General features: G+C 56.0%; 23 protein-coding genes. 3 read left to right on the top strand and 20 right to left on the bottom strand.

The window, feature by feature from the left end:
- Positions 1–220 precede the first annotated feature (220 nt).
- Positions 221–850 (top strand): LytTR family DNA-binding domain-containing protein, encoded by a 630-nt coding sequence (locus tag ACR0BI_RS07345; protein ID WP_480570896.1) that lies wholly within the window; start codon positions 221–223, stop codon positions 848–850.
- A gap of 3 nt (positions 851–853) precedes the next feature.
- Here the strand turns inward: ACR0BI_RS07345 and pdeM are convergent, their stop codons facing one another.
- From pdeM to ACR0BI_RS07270, 15 genes are all read right to left on the bottom strand, one after another.
- Complete coding sequence (gene pdeM / locus ACR0BI_RS07340; RefSeq protein WP_480561156.1) at positions 854–1,516, bottom strand: ligase-associated DNA damage response endonuclease PdeM; 663 nt, start codon at positions 1,514–1,516, stop codon at positions 854–856.
- A gap of 40 nt (positions 1,517–1,556) precedes the next feature.
- Complete coding sequence (locus ACR0BI_RS07335) at positions 1,557–3,968, bottom strand: ligase-associated DNA damage response DEXH box helicase (protein ID WP_170626469.1); 2,412 nt, start codon at positions 3,966–3,968, stop codon at positions 1,557–1,559.
- Positions 3,969–4,017: 49 nt separating this feature from the next.
- A complete protein-coding gene (locus tag ACR0BI_RS07330; protein WP_170397365.1) occupies positions 4,018–5,325 on the bottom strand; it encodes an ATPase in 1,308 nt (435 codons plus the stop codon).
- A gap of 116 nt (positions 5,326–5,441) precedes the next feature.
- Entirely contained in the window at positions 5,442–5,987 is a 546-nt protein-coding gene (locus ACR0BI_RS07325) for a prepilin peptidase (RefSeq protein WP_170397363.1), read from the bottom strand.
- Positions 5,988–5,990: 3 nt separating this feature from the next.
- Complete coding sequence (locus ACR0BI_RS07320) at positions 5,991–6,842, bottom strand: tetratricopeptide repeat protein (protein ID WP_170397362.1); 852 nt, start codon at positions 6,840–6,842, stop codon at positions 5,991–5,993.
- Between the two features lie 30 nt (positions 6,843–6,872).
- Complete coding sequence (locus ACR0BI_RS07315; protein WP_370644360.1) at positions 6,873–7,415, bottom strand: tetratricopeptide repeat protein; 543 nt, start codon at positions 7,413–7,415, stop codon at positions 6,873–6,875.
- Between the two features lie 52 nt (positions 7,416–7,467).
- Positions 7,468–8,445, bottom strand: a complete 978-nt coding sequence (locus ACR0BI_RS07310; RefSeq protein WP_170397360.1) for a type II secretion system F family protein — start codon at positions 8,443–8,445, stop codon at positions 7,468–7,470.
- Between the two features lie 11 nt (positions 8,446–8,456).
- Positions 8,457–9,425 carry a type II secretion system F family protein gene (locus tag ACR0BI_RS07305; protein WP_170397358.1) on the bottom strand — a complete coding sequence of 323 codons (969 nt, stop codon included), beginning with the start codon at positions 9,423–9,425 and terminating at the stop codon, positions 8,457–8,459.
- A 12-nt stretch (positions 9,426–9,437) separates the two neighbouring features.
- The gene (locus ACR0BI_RS07300) at positions 9,438–10,877 is read right to left on the bottom strand and encodes a TadA family conjugal transfer-associated ATPase (RefSeq protein ID WP_170397349.1); all 1,440 of its coding nucleotides are present in this window, start codon (positions 10,875–10,877) and stop codon (positions 9,438–9,440) included.
- Positions 10,878–10,894: 17 nt separating this feature from the next.
- Positions 10,895–12,127, bottom strand: a complete 1,233-nt coding sequence (locus tag ACR0BI_RS07295) for a CpaE/TadZ family protein (RefSeq protein WP_480561157.1) — start codon at positions 12,125–12,127, stop codon at positions 10,895–10,897.
- Between the two features lie 201 nt (positions 12,128–12,328).
- Positions 12,329–12,955 carry an OmpA family protein gene (locus tag ACR0BI_RS07290; RefSeq protein ID WP_170397345.1) on the bottom strand — a complete coding sequence of 209 codons (627 nt, stop codon included), beginning with the start codon at positions 12,953–12,955 and terminating at the stop codon, positions 12,329–12,331.
- A gap of 17 nt (positions 12,956–12,972) precedes the next feature.
- Positions 12,973–14,379: a type II and III secretion system protein family protein gene (locus tag ACR0BI_RS07285; protein WP_170397343.1), complete on the bottom strand. Its 1,407-nt coding sequence runs from the start codon at positions 14,377–14,379 to the stop codon at positions 12,973–12,975.
- A gap of 196 nt (positions 14,380–14,575) precedes the next feature.
- Complete coding sequence (gene cpaB, locus ACR0BI_RS07280) at positions 14,576–15,457, bottom strand: Flp pilus assembly protein CpaB (protein ID WP_170424295.1); 882 nt, start codon at positions 15,455–15,457, stop codon at positions 14,576–14,578.
- A gap of 168 nt (positions 15,458–15,625) precedes the next feature.
- Positions 15,626–15,808, bottom strand: coding sequence for a hypothetical protein (locus ACR0BI_RS07275; protein WP_170397339.1), 183 nt, complete (start codon positions 15,806–15,808; stop codon positions 15,626–15,628).
- Positions 15,809–15,902: 94 nt separating this feature from the next.
- Entirely contained in the window at positions 15,903–16,097 is a 195-nt protein-coding gene (locus ACR0BI_RS07270; protein ID WP_170511390.1) for a hypothetical protein, read from the bottom strand.
- 352 nt (positions 16,098–16,449) lie between these two features.
- Between ACR0BI_RS07270 and ACR0BI_RS07265 the strand changes: the two genes are divergently transcribed.
- Positions 16,450–17,316: a lytic transglycosylase domain-containing protein gene (locus ACR0BI_RS07265; RefSeq protein ID WP_480878354.1), complete on the top strand. Its 867-nt coding sequence runs from the start codon at positions 16,450–16,452 to the stop codon at positions 17,314–17,316.
- Between the two features lie 45 nt (positions 17,317–17,361).
- Here ACR0BI_RS07265 and ACR0BI_RS07260 read toward each other — a convergent pair whose 3' ends face one another.
- From ACR0BI_RS07260 to tldD, 5 genes are all read right to left on the bottom strand, one after another.
- Positions 17,362–17,988 (bottom strand): 3-oxoacid CoA-transferase subunit B, encoded by a 627-nt coding sequence (locus tag ACR0BI_RS07260; RefSeq protein WP_170397333.1) that lies wholly within the window; start codon positions 17,986–17,988, stop codon positions 17,362–17,364.
- Positions 17,988–18,692: a CoA transferase subunit A gene (locus ACR0BI_RS07255; RefSeq protein WP_170404323.1), complete on the bottom strand. Its 705-nt coding sequence runs from the start codon at positions 18,690–18,692 to the stop codon at positions 17,988–17,990. The genes ACR0BI_RS07260 and ACR0BI_RS07255 overlap by 1 nt, the downstream gene beginning before the upstream one ends.
- A gap of 92 nt (positions 18,693–18,784) precedes the next feature.
- Entirely contained in the window at positions 18,785–21,409 is a 2,625-nt protein-coding gene (gene topA / locus ACR0BI_RS07250) for a type I DNA topoisomerase (RefSeq protein ID WP_480561159.1), read from the bottom strand.
- Positions 21,410–21,578: 169 nt separating this feature from the next.
- On the bottom strand, positions 21,579–22,715 hold the full coding sequence (gene dprA / locus ACR0BI_RS07245; RefSeq protein ID WP_480561160.1) for a DNA-processing protein DprA: 1,137 nt from the start codon (positions 22,713–22,715) through the stop codon (positions 21,579–21,581).
- A 241-nt stretch (positions 22,716–22,956) separates the two neighbouring features.
- Entirely contained in the window at positions 22,957–24,378 is a 1,422-nt protein-coding gene (gene tldD / locus ACR0BI_RS07240) for a metalloprotease TldD (protein WP_170663870.1), read from the bottom strand.
- A gap of 176 nt (positions 24,379–24,554) precedes the next feature.
- Between tldD and coxB the strand changes: the two genes are divergently transcribed.
- Positions 24,555–25,466, top strand: a complete 912-nt coding sequence (gene coxB / locus ACR0BI_RS07235) for a cytochrome c oxidase subunit II (RefSeq protein ID WP_170397324.1) — start codon at positions 24,555–24,557, stop codon at positions 25,464–25,466.
- Positions 25,467–25,512 lie beyond the last annotated feature (46 nt).

Below are 25,512 nucleotides of genomic sequence, written 5' to 3'. Positions count from 1 at the left end.
TTGACTTGACCTAGCGTCGGTCGGTGATAATCCTTCTATTCCAGCCGTTTAAGGGGTTATAATCCTGTCTGTTCGTGTTTCATGGTTTTGCCTTTGGCGAGGTGCGTTACCTGGTATGATGAAGCTGAGTCCGATCTTCTCGTTAGTAAGCCTTCAACGGGTAGTGGCGGGCCTCGTTTTTATTCCTTTATTGGCGTATTCCTTTGCCCCCTTTCGGGATATGACACTGCCATTCAGTCAGCGGATGGTGTTCTGGACAGGTGTTATGCTGCTCGCGCTTGCAGCGACTTGGTCGGCTGGAAAGTTGGTACGCGAACGGCTCAATCGATCAGGATTGCTGGTGCGTGATTTTGCCTTCGTCCTGTTGATCCTGACATTGTTTGCCCCGTCGCTGTGGTTGCTGACCTGGATTCTGTTCACGCTAAATGGATTGATGGCACCGGGCATATTGAAAGTCGCCCCTTATGGTCTTCTCTTCGCCACCGGACTTTTGCTGGTGCGTCAGCGGGAAGAAACTGCAGCACCGGTATTCGAACCCAGACCACGTCTTTTCAATCGTTTGCCCGCCACTTTCGAGGGGCAGGTTTATCGGTTAACCGTGCGCGATCACTATGTCGACGTGGTCACGTCCGATGGCACGTTTACAATTCGCTCGCGCTTTACCGACGCGATTGCCGAGATGGAGCCGGTACAAGGCCATTGTACGCACCGTTCACACTGGGTCGTGGATTCGGCGATTGTTGGGGTCGAAAAAGAAAAGGGAAAATCCTTTTTGCACCTAAGCAACGGCGATCAGGTTCCTGTCAGCAGGAAATACAAGCAACAGCTCGTGGACGACGGGTTGCTCTAGAACCTATCTGGGCATCGGGATGAGTTGAGGTTGCGCGCCGGTCAGAATTGCCCGCGCATCCAGTGCCATGATGCCGCTCAGAGCCTCTGCTGAACTGCGCAACCCCCCAGTGTAAGCGCCATAAGCTGGAAGGATCAGACGTGATTGATCCAACAAAAAAGCCGGGCGGGTGATCGAGCGCCCTCGGGCATTCAGGTTAACTTTGGGGTGGTAGTGGCCCGAGACTTCACCTGCACTGTTTTGCTGGGCGATATGGCGAAAAATCAGATCGTGGCAAGCCCACTCGGACAGATGTGTGCCGCCCATTTCTACCGGGCCGGGGTCATGGTTCCCCTCGATCCAGATCCAACGTCGACCAGCCTGCATTGCGGTGATCTGTTGCCTATCCTCAGCAGCCAACGCGCCCGAGGCATCGAGATCGTCAAAGCTGTCCCCCAAACAGATGACCGTCGTGGCACCGGTACGGGCAAGATCACTTGCCAATCGGGTCAATGTTTCGCGGCTGTCATACGGCGGCAAGGTCGGGCCGCCTCTGCGGGCGATCCGTTCGGATTTGCCTAAATGCAGATCGGAAACACAGAGCAAGCCCTGTTCCGGCCACCATAGTGCGCCCGACCCAAGTGCAGTCAGGTCTTGGCCAGAAAATGAAAACGCGATCTTGTTCATGATCCGTTCTTCATACGATTTTGCGGATTGCGCAAGTGGTTTATGCCGGTTGCAATCCGGCCGCCTGCAGTAAACGGGCACTTTCTTCCGCAAGCAGGCGTTCCTCGGCTTCACCCTTGACGGGGACTTTGCCAACTTCGAGGAACAGAGGCGCCGCCAGGGGTGAGACGCGGTCTAGCCGCAGCAGGTCAATCCGGTCTCCGATCCGGGCGACCATGGCTTCGATCCGTCCGAAATCGACCAACCCGCGCATGGCCTCTTCGCGGGTGATTTGCATCAGCAGATGTTCAGGATCGTATTTCAGCAAGGTGTCATAGAGGATATCTGACGAAAATGTCGCCTGCCGACCACTCTTGCGCTGCCCACCAGTGTTGCGTTCGATCAAGCCCGCGATTGTGGCCGAAGCACGAAATGTGCGTTTCATCACGGCGTTACCCGCCAGCCAAGTCTCCAATCCTTCTCGTAGCGCGTCCAACTGAAATAGTGGGCGCGGATCGGTCACCGCATCCAGCCCCCAGATTAAGGTGGCATAGTCAGTGGCTACAAATCCCAGCGGCGCAAGGCCGGTTTCCTCCATGCGTTTGGTCAACAGCAAGCCCAGCGTCTGTTGCGCATTGCGGCCGGCAAATCCGTAGACGCATAGATGCTCGCGCCCCCTGTCAGGGAAGCTCTCAATCAACAGGCGGTCACTTTGCGGCAGGCGTGATATCTCGCGCTGAAGACCCAGCCATTCGGCAGTATGTCCGGGCAGTTGAGGCCAATCCGGCTGTGCGAACATCCGTAGGATTCGGTCGCTCAGCTGGGTGGACGTGGCGAACTTAGTACCCGAAAAGGTCGCGATCTTGGGCTTGCGGTCAGCGCGGCGGCTGACCTCGACCACCATCTCTCGCAGACCCTCATAGCGGACGATCTGACCACCGATCAGAAAGGTATCACCAGGGGTTAGCGAGGCCGCGAATCCCTCCTCTACCTCACCCAGAGGCTTGCCCCCGCGATTGCGCTTAAGCCGAACCTTCAGCGTGTCGGTGTCCTGAATCGTGCCAAGGTTCATGCGGATACGCTGTGCCGCCCTCGGGTCGCGCAATTGCCAGGCTCCATCCGGGCGCTGCTGAAGCCTCTGCCACCGATCATAGGCTCGCAGGGCATATCCACCGGTGGCGCAGAATTCCAAACAGGCATCGAATTCAGCACGGGTGATCTGCGCATAAGGCCCGGCAGCCGTCATTTCGGCGTAGAGTGCATCTGCATCAAACGGTCCCGCTGCGGCGGCGATCAGAATATGCTGGCACAAAACGTCCCTGGGTCCTGGCCCGCGGGGGTCGCCATCCAGATCATGTTCTTGCACAGCTTCCAGTGCAGCAACACATTCGACCACTTCGAACCGGTTGGCTGGGACGAGAATAGCTTTGGAAGGGGCATTGTAGCGGTGATTTGCGCGCCCGATCCGCTGCACTAGCCGCTTGACGTTCTTCGGCGCGCCGATCTGGATCACCAGATCCACATCGCCCCAGTCGATCCCCAGATCGAGGCTGCCGGTGCAGACAATTGCCCTCAGATCACCCCTGACCATCGCGGCCTCGACCCGTTCGCGTTGTTGCCGATCCAGGCTGCCGTGGTGAATGCCGATGGGCAGAGCGTCGTCGTTGGCGAGCCAGAGGTTGTGAAAGAAAATCTCGGCCTGCGCCCGAGTATTGTGAAAGATAAGTGTCGTCTTGTGCTTTTTGATCTGCTCCATCACAGCGGGGATGGAATAGGCTGCGCCACCGCCCGACCATGGCGGCATCTCTTGTGTTTGCAGCATCGAGATATCGGGGTCAGGGCCGGGATCAGCCTGAATAACTCGGCAAGGATCGGGATTGCGGGCTAGAAATCGTGCGATGCCTTCGGGGTCTTCAACAGTGGCGGACAAGCCAACGCGGCGCAGATCGGGGCAGAGTGTCTGCAATCGTGCCAGCGCCAGCATCAATTGATCCCCCCGTTTGCTTTCTGCCAGTGCATGTATTTCGTCGACAACAATGCGCTGGACCCCAGCAAACATGCGCGGAGCATCTTCGTATGAAGTAAGTAACGCCAGACTCTCGGGCGTGGTCAGCAGGATATGTGGAGGATCGGCGCGCTGGCGTTTCTTCTGCGTGGCCGATGTGTCGCCGGTGCGATCTTCGATCCGAATTGGTAGGCCGATTTCCTCGACGGGAACGCGCAGATTGCGCCTGATATCCGCTGCCAGCGCCTTGAGAGGAGACACATAAAGCGTGTGCAATCCGTCATGCTGCCCCAGCGCCAACTCGGCCAGGGAAGGCAGAAACCCGGCCATGGTTTTCCCGCCACCAGTTGGAGCGATAAGAAGGGTCGCGGGATCATTCGCCCGCTCAAACATTTCTTGCTGATGTGGATGAATCGACCAGCCTTTGTTCGAAAACCAGTTTTGGATTGCCGGGGGAATCTGCACCATCCGGCAAACCTAGCGCAGCCCTCAGGCCATGGAAACCAGGACAAGGGGATCAGTGAATGATCTTTTCTTCCTTCACGAACATGTTGGCCCAGGCTCGGTCGATCAGGTCCGGACTCATCTGATAAGGGATACCCTCAAACTCGCAGATTGAGATCATCTGGTCGATCAGGAAGATCGGCTGATAGTTTGCGTAGATGTTGTTGATGGTCGGGTATTTGACCTTCAGCAAATGCACCAACGCCGCCTCGTCTAGTGGCATACCGCGCTTGCGGGCGACCATGGCAAAGATCTTCAGGAAGTTCTCTTGGTTCGGGCCGTCGATTTTGATCTTGAAGAAAATCCGGCGCAGGGCCGCTTGGTCGAAAATCTCATTCGGGTGGAAGTTGGTCGAAAATATAACCAGCGTGTCGAATGGTACTTCGAACTTCTCACCCGATTGCAGGCCAAGGATATCCTTGCTTTCTTCAAGCGGAACAATCCAGCGGTTGATCAGGGCCTGAGGGGGCTCTGCCTGACGTCCAAGGTCGTCCACGATGAAGATGCCGCCGGTGGATTTCAGCTGCAAAGGCGCCTGATAGGTACGCGCGGTGGGGTTGTAGACCAAATCCAGCATGCTCAGTGACAGTTCACCACCAGTCACAACGGTGGGACGTTCGCATTGAACATAGCGAGTGTCGAACCGCTTGCGACGGCGCAGACTGTTGGGATCGTCCTCTTCTTGCTCGATCGCGGTGTGCACGATCGGATCGTAGACCGTAATCACCTGACCGGCATATTCGATTGCGCGCGGAACATAGACGTTGTCCCCCAAAGCATCACGAATGCCGTTCGAGATCGAGGATTTACCATTGCCCGGAGGGCCATACATCAGAATTGAGCGACCGGCGCTGACCGCCGGGCCCAGATGATCCAGCAGGCTGTCGGGCAGAACAAGATGGCCCATCGCGCCAGTTAGCTGGTCGCGAGTGACTTGAATGTTGCGGATCGACTGGCGCTTGACCTGCTCGCGGTAAACATCGAGCGGCACCGGCATCGCACCGAAATATTCAGACTGGCTCAACGCGTCCAACGCCCGCGCTTTGCCCGCATCGGTCAGCTGATAGCCCATTTCATTGCCGGAGTTGGCGTTCAGAGTCCCGGTCGCTTCAAGCAGTTTCTGCTCGCGTGCGATATCAACTAGTTCCTGTGTCACGGACCCGGGCAGACAGATGGCACCCGCAATTTCGCTGACCGTATCCACGTTCTTGCGAAAGACGGTCTTCAACAGAATGTCCCGCATCATCACCAGCGGAAGTTGCATTTCTCCCAGGCCTTTAGGGGCAGGGGGGGCAATCACAGAGGAGGTCTGCATATTCATGAGCGGGGCTCGTCCATCCAAAAATCACGCAAAAGGCCCTTGCGGGGCCGCTTTGGAAGAATTTGGCGCGGATTTGTGGCAGGACAAAGGCGCGGGCAAGGCGCGCTGATGATTGTTCACGATCCGTGGATTATGCCCAAAATCAAATAAACAACGAGGCTGCCAGCCAGCGTCAGACCCATAGGGAACTGTTTGCCGCGATCCCAGCTTTCCCAATGTGGTGCGATCTGGCGCAGCCGGGTGTATTTCGCCAACCGGTGTGCAAAGAACGCTCCCAGCAGAGTTGCCGTCAGAATCACCATGACCCACATCAGGTCACCGACCCAGACAAACGCTGCGGCTGCGGCACAGAACTTCGCGTCTCCGGCCCCCATCACACCAGCTGCATTTAGCACGATGCCGATAACAAGAAGGACAACCATGTGAAGCAGCTGCCATCCGTAGACAGGCAGGGTCAGGGTTAACGGCCCGATGTTGCCGGGGATCCACGGACCGGACCACGGTGGCAATGCGATAAGCCCGACGATGAGATAAACAACCGCCAGCGCGACGACAGCGTGGTTCTTGATCCGCATCTCACGCATATCCGTAAAGGCAACGTAGAAACAGATCGGCAGAACAAAAGGTAGAAACCAGGCCGCCGCTGCCGCTGGTATGATCATGGATCAGGCGTCCTCAAGGGCCCGAAGCGAGCGGACCGCCTCGTCATAATGCTGCGGGTGGGTGGAAATCGCCTCGCGATAGAGGTTCTTGGCCAGGTTGATATTCCCCTGTTTCACGGCTGAAATGGCCATGGTGTTCAACAGTTTCGCCCGTTCGGTCTGCGTCATTGGGACAACAGGGACGCTGTAGTTGCCTTGCGCGCTGCGCGCCAGAACAAGGTTGTTCTTGGCGGTGAACATAGAATTGTCCTGCCTAATGGCGTCGGTAAACAGCCGCTCGGCTTCCGCATATTGCCCGCGCGTTAGTTTGGAATAGCCCCAGTTGTTCATGACTCCGGCAGGGCGGGTCGTCAGGCCCACCGCGGTTTCGTAGTAATGGTCGGCGCGATTCCAGTCTTTTTTGGCATCTGCCACCAGCGCTTCAAGCCGATACCGTTTAAAGGTTTCATATGTAGGGGGGATCTTGTCCAATGTCGCCTTTGCGCCGTCCCAGTTGCCGCTGCGAATCTGCGCATCAGCGTATTCGACACGGTCGGCGTTGTTGGCCCCTTTCATGCTCAGCACTCGTTTCCACGCGGCGGAAGCTTCAGTGCTGCGCTTGGCACGGGTCAGCGTGATCGCTAGTCCTCGTTGCAGGTCGATGCGGTCGGGGTTCTTGGCGGCCGCACTTTGGAAATAGGTCACCGCCTCATTGGGATCGGCCGCATTCAGCATCACGTCATTCAGGTTGGTCTCGTCGATAACGTTCACTTCCTGAAAAGTACGTTCAACCTTTTCCTCTTCGGTTTCCTTTGCGCAGGCGGCCAAAACCAGCCCGCACGCCAGCATCGTCGGAATCAAGAAGGGTTGGCGCATTTTTGTGCGTCCTTTACTGCTCTGCCTCTATTACTGGATTTTACGCAGAACAAATTGCCCGTTGCCGCGCTGCTCCAGTTCAAATTCTTGTTCTTGAGGGGTATTATTAACAGGATTTTCCATTTTTGCGAGTGCTAACCGCAGATTGTCGCGGATTGCGTCACTTTCGCCATTGTCCAGCGCATAGGCTCTGCGGAACATCTGCGCGGCTTCGGCATATTCGCCCGTTTCCACCAAGAAGACACCCAGGTTGTTCCATGCCACAGGCCACTCGGGATCGTCCTCGACAGCACGACGCAGTAGCGGTTCAGCTTGGCCAATCCGGCGCAATCCCAAATTAGCTGTCCCAAGCGAAGTCAGGATTTGCGGGGTCATACCCTGTTGCAACGCGGCACGGGTGAAGGATTCAAGTGCAAGCTCATATTCGCCCGCCGCCATCAATCGGTTTCCGACGGTCACCTCATCTACCGCAGGCCCATCTGGGTCGACGCCAGGGGCAAACGGATCGTCTGTCGCGCCTGTTTCAGTGCAAGAGGCCACCATGGTGAAAACCATGGCGGCCTGAATTGTCATACGAAGGTGCCAACAACCTGATTTGGCAACCCAGCGAAGAAGCGGGAAGGCGTTATCGGTTTCCAAACTCCATAATACCTTTTGCCGAAGGTCCAACAAGGATGACCAGCAGAGGAGGGACGGTCAACATCATTGTCGCAAGGGTCATTTTGGTTGGCAACTTATTCGCTGCCTCTTCGGCGCGCATCACGCGTTTGTCACGCATTTCATCGGCATAAACCCGCAACGCTTCGGCAATGGATGTCCCGAATGTCGCTGATTGGATCATCACGGTGACGAACGCACTAACGTCCTGAACGCCGCATCGCGTCGCGAAGTCGCGCAAAACGGTGTCCTTTTCTTTACCGGCTTTCATTTCGTAGGCGACAACCTCGAACTCAAGCGCGATGTCTGGGTAAGATGCTTTCATCTCAGACGCGACCCGTACAATGGCCTGATCCAAGGACTGCCCGGCCTCGACGCATACCAACATCAGATCGAGCGTATCAGGGAAACCATTTACGATCGCTTCCTTGCGTTCCTCTACGCGCCGCGTGATCCAGTATTTGGGCACGAAGTAACCCGCAATACCAGGTCCCAGAACGCGAATGAGGATTTGTGTCGAGTCAAATTCCTGATCGCCCGCAAACACGGTAACCAGCGAGACGCCGATCAGGATCCCGATTATGCCCAATGCGAACTGAGCGAAGTGATAGAAACGAACCGCGTCCTTGGACTGATAGCCGGCTTGCCTCAACTTGAGTTGAACGGCGGTATACTCTTCTTCGTTCTTTGGTTCGAGAAAGTTGGCGAACTTCTCAAGCTGTTCGTTCCGGCTGGCTGTTCTGAGACGCTCTTTCTTTTCTTTCTTGTTGTTTTTTGGCGGTGAATTTGACCGCTGCAACTTCTTTAGTGGGTCTTCCGGCTGGTTCAGCATCAGCGGGATTGTGACCAGGATCATGAACAATCCCAAAACGCCCACGACAATCAGCGGACCGAATTCACCCAAGTTCTGCTTCAACAGTTCATTGATCTGGTTCAAAAATTCCATCTTTGGGCCTCTTAAACCTTAATGTCGGTCAGGATACGCATGACGATCAGGTTCAGGGTCAGCGTGATGCCGACAAAGAAACATGCCGGAATGAAAAGCGGATCGTCGATTACGGCGTCGTAGTAGTTCGGGTCCTTAACCATGATGAACAGAAGACAGGCGACCGGGAAACCCGACAGGAATTTACCTGACCATTTGGCTTCGGCGGTGATAGCGTTCACCCGGCGGAACAGTCGGAAACGCGCGCGGATCACCTTGGCCAATCCAGCCAAAATATCGGCAAGGTTACCCCCCGATTGCTGCTGGATCGAAACGGCGACGGCCAAAAACCGTAAATCCTGCATGTCCAGCCGCTCTGCCATATCTTTGAGTGCTTCACCGACATCCCGGCCATAAGCGGATTCATCCGAGATAACACCGAACTCTGTCGCAAGGGGGTCCTCGACCTCGTTAGCAACGATTTGGATCGAAGAAACAAATGGGTTTCCGACACGAAGTGACCGAACCATCAGTTCCACCGCGTCGGGCAATTGTTCTTCAATCAAGGCCATACGTTTATTGGCTTTGTTATTGACCCAAGCGTACACCGCTCCGACCCCGATCGCGACCGATAGAGCCGCCCGAAGCGTCGGTTCGGTCGCTGTTCCTACGCTCAAACCTACAAAAGCCAGCCCTGAAACCAGTGCCATGATCACAATCAACTGCCGAGGAGAGAAAGCGATCGCCGCCTTCTGCGCCTTGTCTGCCAATAGCGAGTAGAGCGGTATGCTCTGCGACTTCATGTGCTGCTGCATTTCCTTGCGCAGCTGCTCCAGTACTTGCTCGCGCCCGACGCCCTTATCGATCATGTCCAGCCTGCGATTGACGCGGCTGTTCAGGCTGATCGATTTTCCGAATGCGACGAGATAGATACCTTCGACCAGGGCAAAGACCCCGACGAAAATCACGATGTAGATGAGCGCCTCGACAGGCAGTTGCATATCTTGGTTCTCCTACATCGTGGTTGGATCGTAGATCGAGGCGGGCAGATCGAAGCCCCACAGACGGAAGCGCTCGGAATAGTGGCTGCGCACACCTGTGGCGGTGAAATGACCGATGATCTTGTTGTCGGGGGTCAGGCCAACACGTTGAAATTTAAATATTTCCTGCATCGAGATGACGTCACCTTCCATGCCGGTAATTTCGGTGATTGATGTCATCCGGCGCGAACCATCCTGCAGACGGCTGGCCTGAACGATCAGATTCACAGCCGACGAGATCTGGCTGCGGACCGCTTTGATCGGCATTTCGATCCCCGCCATGGCGATCATGTTTTCAAGACGCGAGATACCGTCACGGGCCGAGTTCGCGTGGATCGTGGTCATTGATCCGTCGTGGCCGGTATTCATGGCCTGCAGCATATCGATCACTTCGGCGCCACGGGTCTCGCCCACGATGATGCGGTCGGGGCGCATCCGCAGGGCGTTTTTCAAACAATCGCGTGGACTGACCTCGCCTTTGCCTTCAACGTTGGGCGGACGGCTTTCCATCCGACCCACATGGGTCTGCTGCAGCTGAAGTTCCGCGGTATCCTCAATGGTCAGAATGCGCTCGGCGTCGTCGATAAAGCTCGACAGCGCGTTCAGCGTTGTCGTTTTACCGGAACCGGTACCGCCCGAAACAATGATATTCAGACGAGTCGACACGGCGGCTTGCAGATAGGCTGCCATTTCTTCGGTAAACGCACCGAAATTGACCAGATCGTCGATGCCGAGCTTGTCTTTCTTAAACTTACGAATGGAAACAAGCGAACCATCCACCGCGATCGGCGGCACCATCGCATTGAAACGTGAGCCATCAGCCAAGCGGGCGTCAACATACGGGTTGGATTCATCGACACGGCGACCAACGGCAGAAACGATCTTGTCGATGATCCGCATCAGGTGCTTTTCGTCTTTGAACGTGATGTCGCTGATCTCAAGCTTACCGGCCCGTTCGACAAAAATCTGCTGGGGGCCGTTGACCAGAATATCGTTGACCGAGTCGTCTTGTAGCAGCGCTTCCAGCGGCCCGAGACCGGTGACCTCGTCATAAAGCTCTTTGTTCAGCTGGCTGCGGTCTTCACGGTTCAGAACGATGTTGCGGGCTTCCAGAACTTCGCTGGCAATCGCGCTGATTTCTGTCCGCAGCTCGGATTCTTCAGCTTTTTCAAGGGCTGCGAGGTTCAGGTTTTCAAGAAGCTCGCGGTGCAGCTCAAGCTTGATTTCGCCCAGCCGTTCCTTGCGTTTGCGTTCCTTGTCGTTTCCAACAACTTCTGCTGCCTTTTTCTTGACCGGCTTGCGCGCAATTGCGTTGGCAGCTGGTGCCGCAGCTGCCGCTGCCGGGGCCTCGACTTTCGACGCCTGGGTTTCAACCGGCTGCGCCGAAGGCTGTTTTTTGTATCTTGAAAACACGGCAGCTCCCCTTTGAGTTATGCGGCTTCGGCGTCACTGCTGCCAAGGCTATGAAGCGATTGAGCCAATTTGGCGATTTCCCGGCGCAGTGGGTTCTTGGCCGCTGAATTTGCCAGCGGTAAACCGTGGTCGCCGCTTTGCATGACGGGTTTGCCGCCATCGGGCAGAAGCAGATCAATGGAAATACCCAGACTTTCGCCCATACGTTTAACCCGGCTTTTACCGTTGAGATCGGTAAATTTCGGAGCCCGATTCATAGCAAACCGCAGTTTGTTGAAGGGTAATTCCTCGGCCTGCAGTGCCCGTTTCAGACGCAATGCATTCTGGGCCGAGCGCATATCCAGCTCGAGCAAGGCAAAATAGACATGGGCGGCCTGCAGAACCGTTTCTGACCAGTGAACAAGTGTTTTTGGCATGTCTATGACGACATAATCAAAATTCGCGCGTGCGGTGTCGATCACTCGCTGAATGTCCTCAGGCGTGATGATGTCCAGCGGCACCATGTCAGATGGTGCTGTTAGAACTTGCAGCTTCTCTTCAAACGTCTGGAGCGCCTGTCCGAAAGAGTCTTCGTCCATCGAATCCGTGTCTGAGAGCATTTCGAACACGGCTTCATGACGAGGCAGATCCAAATAGGTCGAAACTGTGCCGTATTGCAGATCCAGATCGATCAGGCACACTTTCGGGGCTTCTTTGGCTGAAGCCGTTGCAAGTTCCCATGCCAGATTGACCGCCATGGTTGTAGAACCGACACCACCTGCCAGGCCCTGCACGACAAAAAGCGCCCCTTCTTTCGAGGAGCCGTTCGTCGCAGTAGGCGCTGCTTGTGGTGCCACAACCGGATCGGGTTGTTGCATACGATCGATGGCTTCCTGAAGTTCATTTTCGGGAAGCGGGTAGGGGACAAACTCGTCCGCACCTCTGCGTAGCAGCTGATGCAATGCGGCAGGGGTGACATCCTCGGCGATCAAGACAACCTTGATGCCTTTTTCCTTGGCCTGAGTGATGATCTCACCCATCAGTGTCAGGTTGTCTTCGTCATCGCCGTCCAGCGCCAGCGCTACAAATTGAAGCGTCTTGGCTTCGGGTTGGCTAAAGAACGCAAGCGCTTCGGCAAATCCAAGATCACCCCAGCGTTCGCCCAGCGCAGCTTCCATATCCTCGATCAAAAGGTCGAAGTTCTGGACATCACGGCTGATGGTACAGGCCAAAATGGCGTTATTATCGTCTTGCGGCGTCGCGCTCGTCATTAACACAATCCTCATCGAGAGGGCTGAGCAAACCATTTGAACGCGAGAAGATTCAGTTCTGGTATGCTGTCGCCCGATGCGGTCGATTTTGGCCGCAGGTCACCCAATTGTTCACAAAGTGGCTTGGAAGTTAGGCAAGAATTGGGCGCAAAAGAACCAATTGTAGGGAAATGGGCGACAATGCCGCCCATTTCCTATTTATTAGTCGCTGGTACCACCGGCGTCTTCTTGCCGTTGGATATCGCTTATCGGGATCGCGCTTGAGATGTATTCGCGATAGATCACGTCCGCATATTTTCCATCCAGAATATTTGGATGCCGGTCGAAGAAGCCGGATACCTCGGTCACTGTCCGCCGATTGCGTCGATCCCGATCTTGGGTGGCAACCAGCGGCCTGGATTTGCCAAAGGAAACAACGGCTTCCAACCGTGAGCGCGATATTCCTTGTCGTGTCAGGAATGCAACGGCGGCATTGGCGCGGCGCTGGCCCAATCGCTTGTTATATGCCTCAGAGCCAACGGCATCCGTGTGCCCATAGACACGGAACCGCGCCTCGGGGAACTGTTTGATCCAGGCCGCCTGCTGCAACAGGATTCGTTGCGCCGAAGCGTCCAATTGCGCGCTATCGAAGGCAAAGTTGATCTGTGTTGGCACCTCGGCAGCGAAACGCCGCGCGAGGATTTGGCCATACGTCAACTCACCATTCATGACCTGAATGTTGTTCAGTGTAGCGTTACCAAACGTGCCCTGATCGATTTCGTACCCGGCCTCGCGTGTACAACCGGCGACAGCAACCGAAAGACCCAGTGTGATGATCCACTTTTCCATTGGTTCTATCCTCTCTATCAGTCCAGCACGTAGCCGTAAGAGGTGCCAAAATCCTGATTGGCAACTTCAGAGGCTGCACCATTTCCGGCGCGTTCAGTCCGAGAGATCTTGCCGTTTACGAACAGATCGAACTCGCTGGGCGGTTTCACACGATCGGTCGGCAGGGCAAGCGCCTCGCCACGAGTGGGCGACACCAGATGCGCGGTAATGATGATGATCAATTCACTCTGCTCACGCTGATACTGAGCGCTCCTGAACAACGCGCCCAACACAGGCACATCGCCAAGCCAGGGAACCTGGCTGTTCAGATCCGTGAAATCATCCTGGATTAGGCCTGCAATGGCAAAGCTCTCACCGTCGCGCAACTCGATGGTTGTCCGGGTTTGACGCGTGATGAAGCTGGGAACATTATCGCCGTTGATCGTGAAGTTCGCACTCTGGTCGATGCTCGATACTGATGCACCCAGTTCCAGGTTGATTAGGTTGCCATCGACGACGCGCGGAACAAACAGCAGCTGTACGCCAAACTGACGATACTCGATCGCAACGACACCGTCGCCTTGGGGTACTGGGATTGGCACCTCACCACCGGCAAGGAACTCCGCCTCTTGGCCAGACAGTGCAGAAAGATTCGGTTCTGCCAAGCTGCGAACCAAACCCTTGGTTTCAAGGGCTTCCAAAAGCAGTCTAACCTGTGTCGACCCCGCGCCGAAACCGAAGAGAATGGCACCGGAATTTGTCTGAACAAACGGGATGTTGTTCGCCAGTGCGTTGTTCAGTGCGCCCTGGTTATTCAAGGAATTGAAGCCCGCAGTGGTGTCGCCACCGCCAAAGCCCAACGATGCCGACAAGTTTTTGGCTACAGAGCGGTTCATTTCCGCAAAGCGCACTTTCAGCATGACCTGCTGCACGCCACCGACATTCATCAGGTTCGATACACGTTCAGGGGCATACCGTTCTGCCAACTCAAGCGCACGCGCCAGTTTGGCACTGCTGGAAACTGTTCCCGACAAGACGATCCCATCATTGGCGGTCCGAACCTCGATTCGCTCACTGGGAAGAATCTGACGCAAGCGTTCTTTGAATTCCGAAACATCAGGGGAAACACGCACACGCACGTTGGTAATCAGATTACCCGCGCCGTCGAACATTGTCAGGGTGGTTGTACCCGGTGCCCGACCGAGAACATAGATAGTGCGGTCCGACAGGGTCGAAATATCCGCTATGCCTGCATTGGCAATGCTGATGTCTGCGAACGGTTGTTCGCTTTCCACCACGATTGCGCGATTTACGGGGACATCCAGCGTTTCCGCTGTACCCTTTTTAACCACGCGAAGATTTTGGGCCCAAGCGGCATCGCCGATTGGGCTCACAACTAGCGACAACCCCAGCAGGGTTGCGCTGATCCAGGAACGTATTGTCATGTGACCTGCCTCTCCGATCACCACTCGATTTTTTTTGGGTCTTATGCCCTATGCTATGAAACCCTGCGACAGAACCAGATTTATTGCAATAATCAATGGTTTCTGGAAAGTTTCTTATGTGGATTATGCGCAACAACACAAAGAAAGAGACCGCGCAAAATGCGCGGTCTTTGTCTCGTAAAGGTCTGAAACTTAGTTAGTTTGTGCAGGGAATTGGGGTCTCTACCGTCTCGCCACCACGACGGGTGCGGATTGTGCAGACCTTCTCCGGAGCTGCGACGGGGGCCGGGGCCCTCTCTTCAATGCCAAGCAAAGACTGCTGATCGACTTCAACCACCTCTGCCACCTTGTCATCTTGAGCGCCAACCAGTGCCAGCGACATGCGACCCGTGTTCTGAGCCTGTGCCAAAGCGGCGATCTGTTGTGGCGTCGCTGCAACTGTGACCGTGCGAGCAATGGTTGTGCCGGTCACATCCAGACCCGCCGACTGATCAACAGCGACCAATTCGATGTTCGTCAGTACCAAACGAGTAATCTCACCGCGGCCAGAATCGCTGGTGCCACGTAATGAGCCGGTCCAATACACGTCCACCGTATCGCCTGGGCGCAAAAAGCCCGATACGCCAGATGCCACATCAACGCTTATCGCAAATGCGCGCATCCCCTTGGGCAATTGTGACCTGAGGCCAGCAGTCTCGCCTGGATTGGTGACTTTGACTTCCATAATCGCTTCGTCTTTCTCCATCGCGCGGAGAACGAATCGTTCATTGTTTTTGATTTCCGGGAATAGGGTTGTCATGTCCACAAAGGCACCCTCGGGAATCGCATCCTCTGGCCACTGAACGACGCGGATATCTTCCTGGTTCAAACGTTCGCCGTATTTGAAGGAGCGATTCGAAACCAAAACGCCTACGGTCGGGACGATGCCCGCCTGCGCATTGGCAAGCGCCTCTTCGCGCAACTTGCGTTCCTGAGCAAGTTTGGCCTGATTGTCCGTGATGTATTCGCGTGCCATATAGACAGCACCACCGGCCAACGCGACCCCGATGATAAGAACAAGTCCAAAAACAGCTCGCATTTGTCCCTCTTTATTTTCCGTAGACCGCGACTCTTGAAGTCACATCGATTCAGGATCCAAGATATTTTTCAATTGTGTCGAAAAAGCGGACAATCCCGGTAATTTTTGGCAGAAAATACGCTTATTCGCAGGGTTGCCGTCTCGCTAGTAAATGGGAACGGGCCCGCGCTACTCAAAGACCATCTCTTCTACTTCTACATTTGCGATCGGCTGTCCCGCTGTTAGAAGTCCTTGGCTCAGGATGAAATAGATTATTGCGGCGAGACCTGCGATTGCAGCAGTTAAAACCACCCAGTCTACGGTTATCGCGCCGGTCTCATCGGTTCGGAAACTATGTACTCTTTTTAACATTGGACTATACCGGATCGCTCTCTTCTGAAAACAAAGGGGCCACGCCTTTGAGTAAAGACATGGCCCCAAGTTGTTATGCTAGACCGATAACAGATTAATCGGTATCCGGAACTGTCACAGTTACCGAACCCAGAGCGTCATCGATGTTGCCTGCCAGGCTGCTGGCACCATTGTGGATCTGGTTGTAAGCAACGGCTGCCAGGCCAACAACAGCTGCGGTCAGAACGACCCAGTCTACAGTTACGGCGCCGTCTTCGTCTTTGCGGAAGTTCTTGATGAACTTGATCATGTTATGTCCCTCCTAAAGGATCAAAAATTAATTAACCTCGGCGTCTTTCAGAGCTTTCTCTCTCAGTCCGCTCCCGATCGTCTCGGTATGGATATATGTTTGACCCCTGTGCGTGGCAGGAATTGGGCCAAACCAATATTTTTTTGCTCAAAGCTTAATTTTTTGTTGGTGAATTTAGTAACTAGTTGGAAATAAATAAAAAAAATCACACCTTTTTTGTACTTCCGTTGTGTGGGCGATGCAAAATGGCGGCAATTGAGGCGAAATTGCCCCAATTCGCTTGGTTTTTCTGGTGTTGCGGGCCGTTATGATGTTCAAAATGCTTCAAAAGATAAGAAATCGAGGCAGGCAAATGTATTTCCGGGACGCAGTAATATGCGCCGGTGCAGCGGTGTTTCTGATGACGGGTGCAATTCCTGTCACTGCAACCGAAACCGAGCCGCGCGGTGTCTATAAGCGCATAAAGGCCCCTAAACCGGGGACACGTCCGCGCGTGACGATTCAAATCACGCCCGAACAACATGCTGCATCACCATCAGCCCCCAGCACTGGCGCCAAGCTGGAAGTGCCTGAGATTGCCGCTATCGCAAAGCCGCCCCCATCGGTTCCTCAGAAGATTGCGGGGGCGACCAAGCCAGTTGGCTCTTATAAAGCATTCTGGAGCCGGGTATCCCCCGATCTGGCGCAGGCCAGCGCAGGTAGGCTGAGAGAGGCCGTTCGAGCGCTTACTGCCACGGGTGTCGCGGCGCCGCGTCTGCAGACCTTGCAAGACATCGCAGAAAAGCGAGGGGTGGATATTCTACGTTCGACCGTAGGGACCAATGTCTCACCCGCACTTGTCCTAGCCGTGATCTCAGTAGAGTCTGCGGGCCGCACACAGGCTGTCAGTTCTGCCGGGGCGCAGGGCTTAATGCAATTGATGCCAGCTACCGCCGAACGTTTTGGGGTAGAGGACAGCCTGAAACCTGAACAGAATATCGAAGGTGGGGTGAAATACCTGCATTGGCTTATGAACGAGTTCGACAATGACCCGATTCTCGTATTGGCAGGTTACAATGCCGGCGAAGGGGCCGTGCGCAAGCATAGTGGTGTGCCACCTTATGCCGAGACCAGAGACTACGTGCCCAAGGTTCTGGCCGCGTTTCAGGTCGCGAGTGCTCTTTGTACAACAACACCGCAGTTCGTTTCGGACCCCTGCATTTTTCAGACTTCGAACTAAAAAAGGCCCGCGTCGCAGCGGGCCTTATGTTTCATTGGCCTGAGGTCAATCTACGATTGTTGCCTGAGTCGCTCCTCGCATCTCGTCCTCGCTGACGCCATCGGCCAGTTCGACGATCTTCAGGCCGCCTTCGACGACATCCAGAACACCCAGATTGGTGATGATGCGATCCACAACGCCTTGGCCAGTCAGAGGCAGCGTGCATTCCTTCAGCACTTTTGAATCACCATGCTTGTTGGTGTGATCCATCACTACAATTACGCGACCAACGCCAGCGACCAGATCCATCGCACCGCCCATACCTTTGACCAGCTTGCCGGGGATCATCCAGTTGGCCAGGTCTCCTTTCTCGTCCACTTCCATCGCACCCAAAATCGCAGCAGCGATCTTACCGCCTCGGATCATGGCGAACGAGGTCGCGCTATCGAAGTAAGAGGTGCGGGACAGTTCGGTAATCGTCTGCTTGCCTGCGTTGATCAGGTCAGCGTCTTCCTCGCCCTCAAACGGGAAAGGCCCCATGCCCAGCATACCGTTTTCGGACTGTAGGGTGATGTCCTTGTCCCCTACATAGTTCGCCACCAGCGTCGGAATACCGATGCCGAGGTTCACATACATGCCGTCTTCCAGCTCTTCTGCCGCACGTGCGGCCATCTGATTGCGATCCCAGGGCATTATGCGTCCTCCTTCTTGCGGGTGGTGCGCTGTTCGATGCGCTTTTCGTGGCTGCCTTGGATAATGCGATGCACATAGATGCCGGGCAGGTGGATGCCATCCGGGTCCAGCGAGCCGCGCGGGACGATTTCTTCAACCTCAGCCACACAAATCTTGCCGCAAGTCGCTGCGGGCACGTTAAAGTTGCGGGCGGTCTTGCGGAACACGAGGTTCCCGGTGTCATCGGCTTTCCACGCCTTTACGATCGCGAGGTCGGCGAAGATGCCTTCCTCCATGATATAGGTCTCGCCGTTGAAGTCCTTGTGCTCTTTGCCTTCAGCGATCACCGTTCCCACGCCCGTCTTGGTGTAAAACCCGGGGATGCCAGCGCCACCGGCCCGCATCCGCTCGGCCAGTGTGCCTTGTGGATTGAATTCCAGCTCCAGTTCTCCACTGAGATACTGGCGCATGAATTCGGCGTTTTCCCCAACGTAAGAGCTGATCATCTTTTTGACCTGCTTGGTTTGCAGCAGGATGCCGATGCCAAAATCATCCACACCTGCGTTGTTTGAGGCAAACGTCAGGTCCTTCGCGCCTGAGGCCTTGATCGCTTCAAGCAGCATTTCCGGGATACCGCACAGCCCAAAGCCGCCCGCGGCGATCAGCATGCCGTCCGATATCACCCCATCGAGCGCCTCATCGGCATTGTCATAGATTTTCTTCATGGAAAACTCCCCCAATGACATGGTGTTGGGCCGATTTGTGCCGCCACGTCACGGGGAAGTCAACGAATCCAAGGGTCAGGTGGTATTTCTACCTAACTTGCTTTCTTGGTGGTCTTCTTGGCAGCAGCTTTCTTCTTGGGGGCTGCCTTTTTCTTTGTGCCTTTCTTGGCCGCGCGTTCATTGACCAGTTCGATGGCCATTTCCTGGGTCACATCCTCGGGTTTGATGTCTTTGGGGATCGTCGCGTTGACCTTTTCCCATTTCACATACGGTCCATAGCGCCCGTCCAGTACCTGCATCGCGCCGCCATCGGGATGGTCGCCCAGCTCTTTCAGCGGCTTCGCGGCCGCCCGACGTCCGCGACCTGGATTGGCGCGTTTTTCGGCCAACAGTTCGACGGCGCGGTTCATGCCGATCTCAAACACATCGTTCGGGTCTTTGAGGTTGGCGTAGACAGGCTTTGCCTCGTCGGCCAACTGATGCATTAGATAAGGTCCAAAGCGACCAAAGTTCGAACTGATCATGCCGCCTCCGGGGTGCTCGCCGATCTGACGAGGCAAGGACAGAAGCGTCAGAGCTTTCTCCAGATCCATGTCGTCTTTGCTCCAGCCACGGGGCAGGGACGCACGAGGAGGCTTCTTGTTTTCAGGCGTGGGCTCTCCGCGCTGGACATATGGCCCAAATCGACCGGATTTCAGCCAGATCTCATCGCCCCCATCTTCGCCCAGCAAACGCTCGTCACCTTCCGCGCCCTCACCAGCGATCGGACGGGTATAAGTGCACTCAGGATAGTTGCCACAACCGACAAACCCGCCGGTGCGCGAAGTTTTCAGATGTAACTGCCCAACACCGCATTTCGGGCAAATGCGCGGGTCCGAGCCATCTTCACGCGGCGGATACAGCTGCGGTGCCAGCGCTTCGTCCAGCTTGTCCAGCACTTCCGAGATACGCAGCTCCGATGTCTCACCAATCGCGGCAGAGAAATCGCGCCAGAACTTTCCCAGCAGATCCTTATAGTCGCGTTCACCTGCGCTGACGTCGTCAAGCTCTTCTTCCAGATTGGCGGTGAACTCGTAGCCCACATACTGGCGAAAGAAATTCAGCAGGAAGATGGTGACGATCCGGCCCTTTTCTTCGGGGATCAGCCGATTCTTGTCTTTACGTACATATTCACGATCCTGAATCGTGGTGACAATCGAGGCATAGGTCGACGGACGCCCGATCCCCAGCTCTTCCATCCGTTTGACCAGCGTGGCCTCTGTATAGCGCGGGGGGGGTTGGGTGTGGTGCTGCAGCGCCAGAACGGATTCGTTCTCGGCCAGAATGGCGGCCTTTTCCGAGTCGGCGGTGGCCTTGGCAAACTGATCACGCAGCGAGGTCTTTGCAAAACGTGCGGGATCGCCCTGCATGATCTGTGGCAAGCGCTTGTCGTCATCGTCGACCACGTCATCGCGGCCTTCTTCGTAAACGCGCATGAAGCCATCGAACAGCACCACCTGACCGGTGGCGCGCAGGCCAACCTGACCGTCCGTGCTGGTAATCTCGACAGTCGTGCGTTCAAGCCGTGCGGCAGCCATCTGACAGGCAATGGTGCGTTTCCAGATCAGATCATAAAGCTTGCGCTGATCCTCATCGGTCACCTTCAGCGCCTTAGCATCGCGCGACATATCTGTCGGGCGAATACACTCGTGTGCTTCCTGAGCGTTTTTGGCCTTGTTTTTGTACATGCGCGGGCTGTCTGGCACGTATTCCGCACCATAACGGTCGGCGATTGCATCGCGCGCTGCCGCCACGGCCTCGGGGGCCATGTCGATGCCGTCGGTTCGCATATAGGTGATGTATCCGGCCTCATACAGCCGCTGGGCCACCTGCATTGCATGGCGTGCGCCCATGCCGAACTTGCGGCTGGCTTCTTGCTGCAAGGTCGACGTCATGAACGGGGCAGAGGGGTTGCGCGCGGCAGGCTTGGCCTCGACGGACGTCACGCTCAGATCACGGCTGGTGATCGCCTGAACCGCCAGCTCAGCCTGCGTTGCGTTGGCCAGATCGTGCTTGTCCAGTTTCTTGCCTGCCAGCGTGACTAGACGCGCCTCGTAGGTTTGTCCCCTAGGCGTCTCGAACACAGCTTTGACCGACCAGTATTCGACCGGCTTGAAGGCTTCGATCTCCATCTCGCGTTCAACGATGAGGCGCAGGCAGACCGATTGCACGCGCCCCGCTGAACGGGCACCCGGCAACTTGCGCCACAGAACGGGTGACAGGTTGAACCCTACCAGATAGTCCAACGCGCGGCGGGCCAGGTAAGCCTCGACCAGCGGCATATCGACCTCACGCGGGTTCTGCATCGCCTCGGTCACGGCGTCCTTGGTGATCGCGTTGAACGTTACGCGGCTGACTGGCGTGTCCTTCTTGATCGAACGCCGCTTGGTCAGCGCTTCTTGGAGGTGCCAGCTGATTGCCTCGCCTTCTCGATCAGGGTCAGTCGCGAGGATCAGTGCGTTGTCTTCTTTCAGAGCGTCGGCGATCGCCTTGACATGCTTACGGCTGTCATTGCCGACCTCCCATTTCATTGAAAATTCATGCTCGGGATCGACCGACCCATCCTTCGGCGGCAGGTCCCGCACATGGCCATATGAGGCCAAAACGGTGTAGTCGGGGCCAAGATACTTATTGATCGTTTTTGCTTTGGCCGGAGATTCTACAACAACTACGGGCATTTAAGAGGAATCCTCGCTCGACGGATTTTGCGCTTTGTATGACCGTGCAAAATGTGTGGGGCAAGATCGAATTGTCAATGCGTTCGTTTTCACTACTAAAAATACTCTGAATTCAAGCCGGTTCTGGCCGCACCGCTCGCGGAATCCGGTGTCGAATCCGTTCGATAGCTTAGGCGCAAAGTGATAGCAGGCCGCCTGGTTGCCGCTGAATCTTGCCCTCAAGCTCCAGATCGACCAACACAGGGCCGACTTCGCCCGCAGATGCAGCGATGTCCCGGATCAACTGGTCTTCCGCGATCGGAGATGGGCCAAGTCGAGTCAGAATCGCCTCGTGCAAGGCTTGGGGCGTGAATTCGGCTGAGTCTGCGTCGGGTCCAAGCGGTGGGATTTGTTGGGCAGAAGATTGTAGCTGTTGCTTGGGCAAAGCATCAATCACGTCTTCTGCATTGCGGACGAGTGTCGCCCCGTCTCGGATCAGCAGATTGCATCCTGCCGCGCGGGCGTCAAAGGGATGGCCGGGCACGGCCAGAACCTCGCGCCCTTGGTCCAGGGCGTCCCGCGCGGTGATCAAGCTGCCGGATTTCGCCGCGGCCTCGACAACGACCACTGCCTGCGCCAGACCCGAGATAATGCGATTGCGGCGCGGAAAATGTCGTGCCTGAGGTGTTGTGCCCATCGGTTGTTCAGACAGGCGAAGACCGGTTTCTGCGATATCTCGCGCAAGATCGGCATTTTCGGCCGGATAAATCACATCTACCCCACCTGCTAACACTGCCACAGTACCGGTCGCCAACGTGGCGAGGTGCGCCGAGGTGTCAATGCCGCGGGCAAGCCCCGAGACCACGACATAGTCTTGCTTACCCAGATCCGTCGCCAACGCCCGCGCCATGCGCGCGCCCAGCGAAGAACAGTTCCGTGCCCCGACCATGGCAATTGCCCGGCGTTTCAAGATCGACGGATCGCCGATTGCCCAAAGCATCGGGGGCGCATCCGAAAGGTCACATAACGCGTAAGGGTAATCGGCGGCCCCAAGGCACAAAAGCCGCGCTTTGGCGACCTTTGCGGCCTTGAGCTCCGCCTCAATTACGCCGGACGGGCAGATTTCATAATCCTCGATCCCGGCAGCGCGCGCCATTTCCGGCAACGCGGCCAGCGCGTTCTGCGCCGAGCCATGTTCGCGCAATAAGCGCCGGAATGTTGCCGGCCCTACTTTGCGTGAGCGCAACAGACGGAGCCAGGAAAACCGGTCCTCTTCCGTGGTGGGTGGGAGTGGGGGGTGATTGGAAGAAAGCTGCTCTTCGGTCATCCGATGCTCCGCCTGATTGCAAAACTGGTTTACGGTGCAGCGGGTTAACAGCCTGTGAATCTTATAAAACTAGATCGGTATTTTTCGAACCCAACCCTCGGAGAGATGATTATCTCATTGAAAGAAAAAGAGAAAATTCGTGCGAATTTTCTTGGCACACATAGTCCATGGATGAGTTTTTGATTTGACGCGAAGGGTAGTGTGTTAACCCTTCGCGCCTTGATTCTTCTTTTGAGCCGACTCAGGTGGCAGAGCCGCCCACAGTCAGCCCATCCATCAAAACGGTAGGTTGGCCGACACCGACCGGCACCCATTGCCCATCCTTGCCACATGTGCCCATGCCGGGATCCAGCGCCATGTCATTGCCCAGTCCCCGAATGCGTTTTAGCGCCGAGGGGCCGTCGCCAATCAGCGTCGCGCCTTTGACCGGAGCGCCGATCTTGCCGTTCTCGACACGATATGCCTCGGTGCAGGAGAACACGAACTTGCCGTTGGTGATGTCGACCTGGCCACCGCCGAAGCCCACAGCCCAGATGCCGTCTTTGATATCTGCCACCAACGAGGCCGGATCGGCATCGCCACCCAACATGATCGTATTGGTCATGCGCGGCATCGGTTTATGGGCGTAGCTTTGACGCCGGCCGTTCCCGGTTGGAGAAACGCCCATCAGGCGTGCGTTCTGTCGGTCCTGCATATATCCGGTGAGGATTCCATCCTCGATCAGAACTGTACGCGAACTGGGTGTACCTTCGTCATCCATTGATATCGAACCGCGTCGGTCTGCAATCGTCCCATCATCCACGACTGTTACACCTTTCGAAGCGATCTGCTGCCCCATCAGCCCGGCAAAAGCGGAACTGCCCTTGCGGTTGAAATCACCTTCAAGCCCGTGGCCGATGGCCTCGTGCAACAGAATGCCGGGCCATCCGGGGCCCAACGCGACTTCCATCACGCCGGCAGGTGCAGGGACGGCATCCAGATTGACCATCGCGATCCGCAGAGCCTCACGCGCCTTATCTTGCCAGTCTGAGGGATCGATCAAGCCATCCAGCCCCACGCGACCGCCACCTCCGGCAGAACCGCTTTCGCGTCTGCCGTTCTGTTCTACTATAACCGAGATGTTCAGGCGGGTCATCGGGCGTATATCGCGCACCTGCACACCATCGGGGCGAAGAATCTCGACCTCCTGCACTGCAGCGGCAATCGTGGCGCTGACTTGCACAACCCGGGAATCCAGACCACGGGTAAAAGCGTCTATCTCGCGCAGTGTCTCGATTTTGACCGGGAAGGCGGCGGATTCGATCGGGTCTTCATCGGTATATAACCTGGTATTGGTGGCACGTGGTGGCCCGGCCAGCGTCCCACCACCATCGCCGACCGCCAACCGCGCGGTTTCGGCTGCACGCTTCAGAGAGGGAATCGAAACATCCGTTGAATGCGCGTATCCAGCCACTTCACCCTGCACCGCGCGAAGACCGAATCCCTCGGAAGCGTCGTAAGAAGCCGTGCGCAATCGACCGTCATCAAACACCAAAGATTCGGATTTGCGCCGTTCTACGAACAGTTCCCCATCCTCGGCGCCATCAGTTGCAGCCTTCAGTACAGCAAGCGCTTCATCCTTGGGAAGAACGCTTTCAAACGGGCGAAACGGGGCCTGAGTCATCAGTTGTGACCTTTCGGGTTTGATCCAGATCAAAAATAGCGTCTGTTTGACGCAAGCATTTTGCTTTATCTACCCGACGGAATATGGTTTTTAACGCGGCCAAAGACAACGGGAGAGGTGCGACCGATTCACACCTTTTCGCGAGAGACGCAAAGATCAAACGATCAGGACAGAAAATGAAGAATGCTTTGATGCTTTCCGGGCTTGCTACGGCCCTCTCCAGCCTTCCCGCCATGGCTCAGGAGCTTGAGATTATTGGCAAGCCGGTTGACGGCGGCATGGGGTTCCAGCCTGCTGCCACCAGCCTTGCCGAAGGGATTCAGTCGCTGGACAACATGATTCTGGTGATCATCACCGCGATCTGTGTGTTTGTTGCGGGTCTGCTGGTTTACTGCATCGTACGCTACAACCAGCGCGTAAACCCGAACCCGGCTCGGTTCTCGCATTACACTCCGGTTGAGATTGCCTGGACTTTGGGCCCGATCCTGATTCTGGTCTTCATCGGGGCTTTCTCGCTGCCGGTTCTTTTCAAGCAACAAGAGATTCCCGAAGGCGACATCACCATCAAAGTCGTGGGGAACCAGTGGTACTGGACCTACGAATATGTCGATCATGACTTTGCCTTCGATAGCTATCTCCTGGGCCACCCGGCCACCCTCGACGAGGGCGCGCGCCCGGCGGATGCCGACGTAACCCCATTTGTTCTGGATGATGCGATGCGGGCGAAGCTGGCCGATGCAGGCTATGGCGAAGACGAATGGCTGCTCGCCACCGACACCGCGGTCGTTGTTCCGGTCGGCAAGATTGTCGTGATGCAGGTTACTGCATCGGACGTGATCCATTCCTGGACCATTCCTTCGTTCGGCGTGAAGCAGGACGGCGTTCCTGGTCGTCTGGCCGAACTGTGGTTCGAAGCAGACAAGGAAGGCGTCTATTTCGGACAGTGTTCTGAGCTGTGCGGTAAAGACCATGCCTATATGCCAATCACTGTCAAAGTGGTCAGCGAAGAGGCATATGAACAGTGGCTGCAGGGTGCGCTTGAAGAATATGCAGGTCAGCCTGCTTCCTACCAAGTGGCCTCGAACTAAGCCCTTTGCGGCCTAGGTAAACACATGCGGGCTGCGCGGAAATCGC

Source organism: Ruegeria sp. E5, assembly GCF_056534105.1.
This window is presented reverse-complemented; position numbering and strand designations above follow the sequence as displayed.

Coding starts and splice junctions, on each gene's coding strand:
- ACR0BI_RS07345 (WP_480570896.1), top strand. CDS start 221: ATGACACTGCCATTCAGTCAGCGGATGGTGTTCTGGACAGGTGTTATG.
- pdeM (WP_480561156.1), bottom strand. CDS start 1,516: ATGAACAAGATCGCGTTTTCATTTTCTGGCCAAGACCTGACTGCACTT.
- ACR0BI_RS07335 (WP_170626469.1), bottom strand. CDS start 3,968: ATGGTGCAGATTCCCCCGGCAATCCAAAACTGGTTTTCGAACAAAGGC.
- ACR0BI_RS07330 (WP_170397365.1), bottom strand. CDS start 5,325: ATGAATATGCAGACCTCCTCTGTGATTGCCCCCCCTGCCCCTAAAGGC.
- ACR0BI_RS07325 (WP_170397363.1), bottom strand. CDS start 5,987: ATGATCATACCAGCGGCAGCGGCGGCCTGGTTTCTACCTTTTGTTCTG.
- ACR0BI_RS07320 (WP_170397362.1), bottom strand. CDS start 6,842: ATGCGCCAACCCTTCTTGATTCCGACGATGCTGGCGTGCGGGCTGGTT.
- ACR0BI_RS07315 (WP_370644360.1), bottom strand. CDS start 7,415: ATGACAATTCAGGCCGCCATGGTTTTCACCATGGTGGCCTCTTGCACT.
- ACR0BI_RS07310 (WP_170397360.1), bottom strand. CDS start 8,445: ATGGAATTTTTGAACCAGATCAATGAACTGTTGAAGCAGAACTTGGGT.
- ACR0BI_RS07305 (WP_170397358.1), bottom strand. CDS start 9,425: ATGCAACTGCCTGTCGAGGCGCTCATCTACATCGTGATTTTCGTCGGG.
- ACR0BI_RS07295 (WP_480561157.1), bottom strand. CDS start 12,127: ATGACGAGCGCGACGCCGCAAGACGATAATAACGCCATTTTGGCCTGT.
- ACR0BI_RS07290 (WP_170397345.1), bottom strand. CDS start 12,955: ATGGAAAAGTGGATCATCACACTGGGTCTTTCGGTTGCTGTCGCCGGT.
- ACR0BI_RS07285 (WP_170397343.1), bottom strand. CDS start 14,379: ATGACAATACGTTCCTGGATCAGCGCAACCCTGCTGGGGTTGTCGCTA.
- cpaB (WP_170424295.1), bottom strand. CDS start 15,457: ATGCGAGCTGTTTTTGGACTTGTTCTTATCATCGGGGTCGCGTTGGCC.
- ACR0BI_RS07275 (WP_170397339.1), bottom strand. CDS start 15,808: ATGTTAAAAAGAGTACATAGTTTCCGAACCGATGAGACCGGCGCGATA.
- ACR0BI_RS07270 (WP_170511390.1), bottom strand. CDS start 16,097: ATGATCAAGTTCATCAAGAACTTCCGCAAAGACGAAGACGGCGCCGTA.
- ACR0BI_RS07265 (WP_480878354.1), top strand. CDS start 16,450: ATGTATTTCCGGGACGCAGTAATATGCGCCGGTGCAGCGGTGTTTCTG.
- ACR0BI_RS07260 (WP_170397333.1), bottom strand. CDS start 17,988: ATGCCCTGGGATCGCAATCAGATGGCCGCACGTGCGGCAGAAGAGCTG.
- ACR0BI_RS07255 (WP_170404323.1), bottom strand. CDS start 18,692: ATGAAGAAAATCTATGACAATGCCGATGAGGCGCTCGATGGGGTGATA.
- topA (WP_480561159.1), bottom strand. CDS start 21,409: ATGCCCGTAGTTGTTGTAGAATCTCCGGCCAAAGCAAAAACGATCAAT.
- dprA (WP_480561160.1), bottom strand. CDS start 22,715: ATGACCGAAGAGCAGCTTTCTTCCAATCACCCCCCACTCCCACCCACC.
- tldD (WP_170663870.1), bottom strand. CDS start 24,378: ATGACTCAGGCCCCGTTTCGCCCGTTTGAAAGCGTTCTTCCCAAGGAT.
- coxB (WP_170397324.1), top strand. CDS start 24,555: ATGAAGAATGCTTTGATGCTTTCCGGGCTTGCTACGGCCCTCTCCAGC.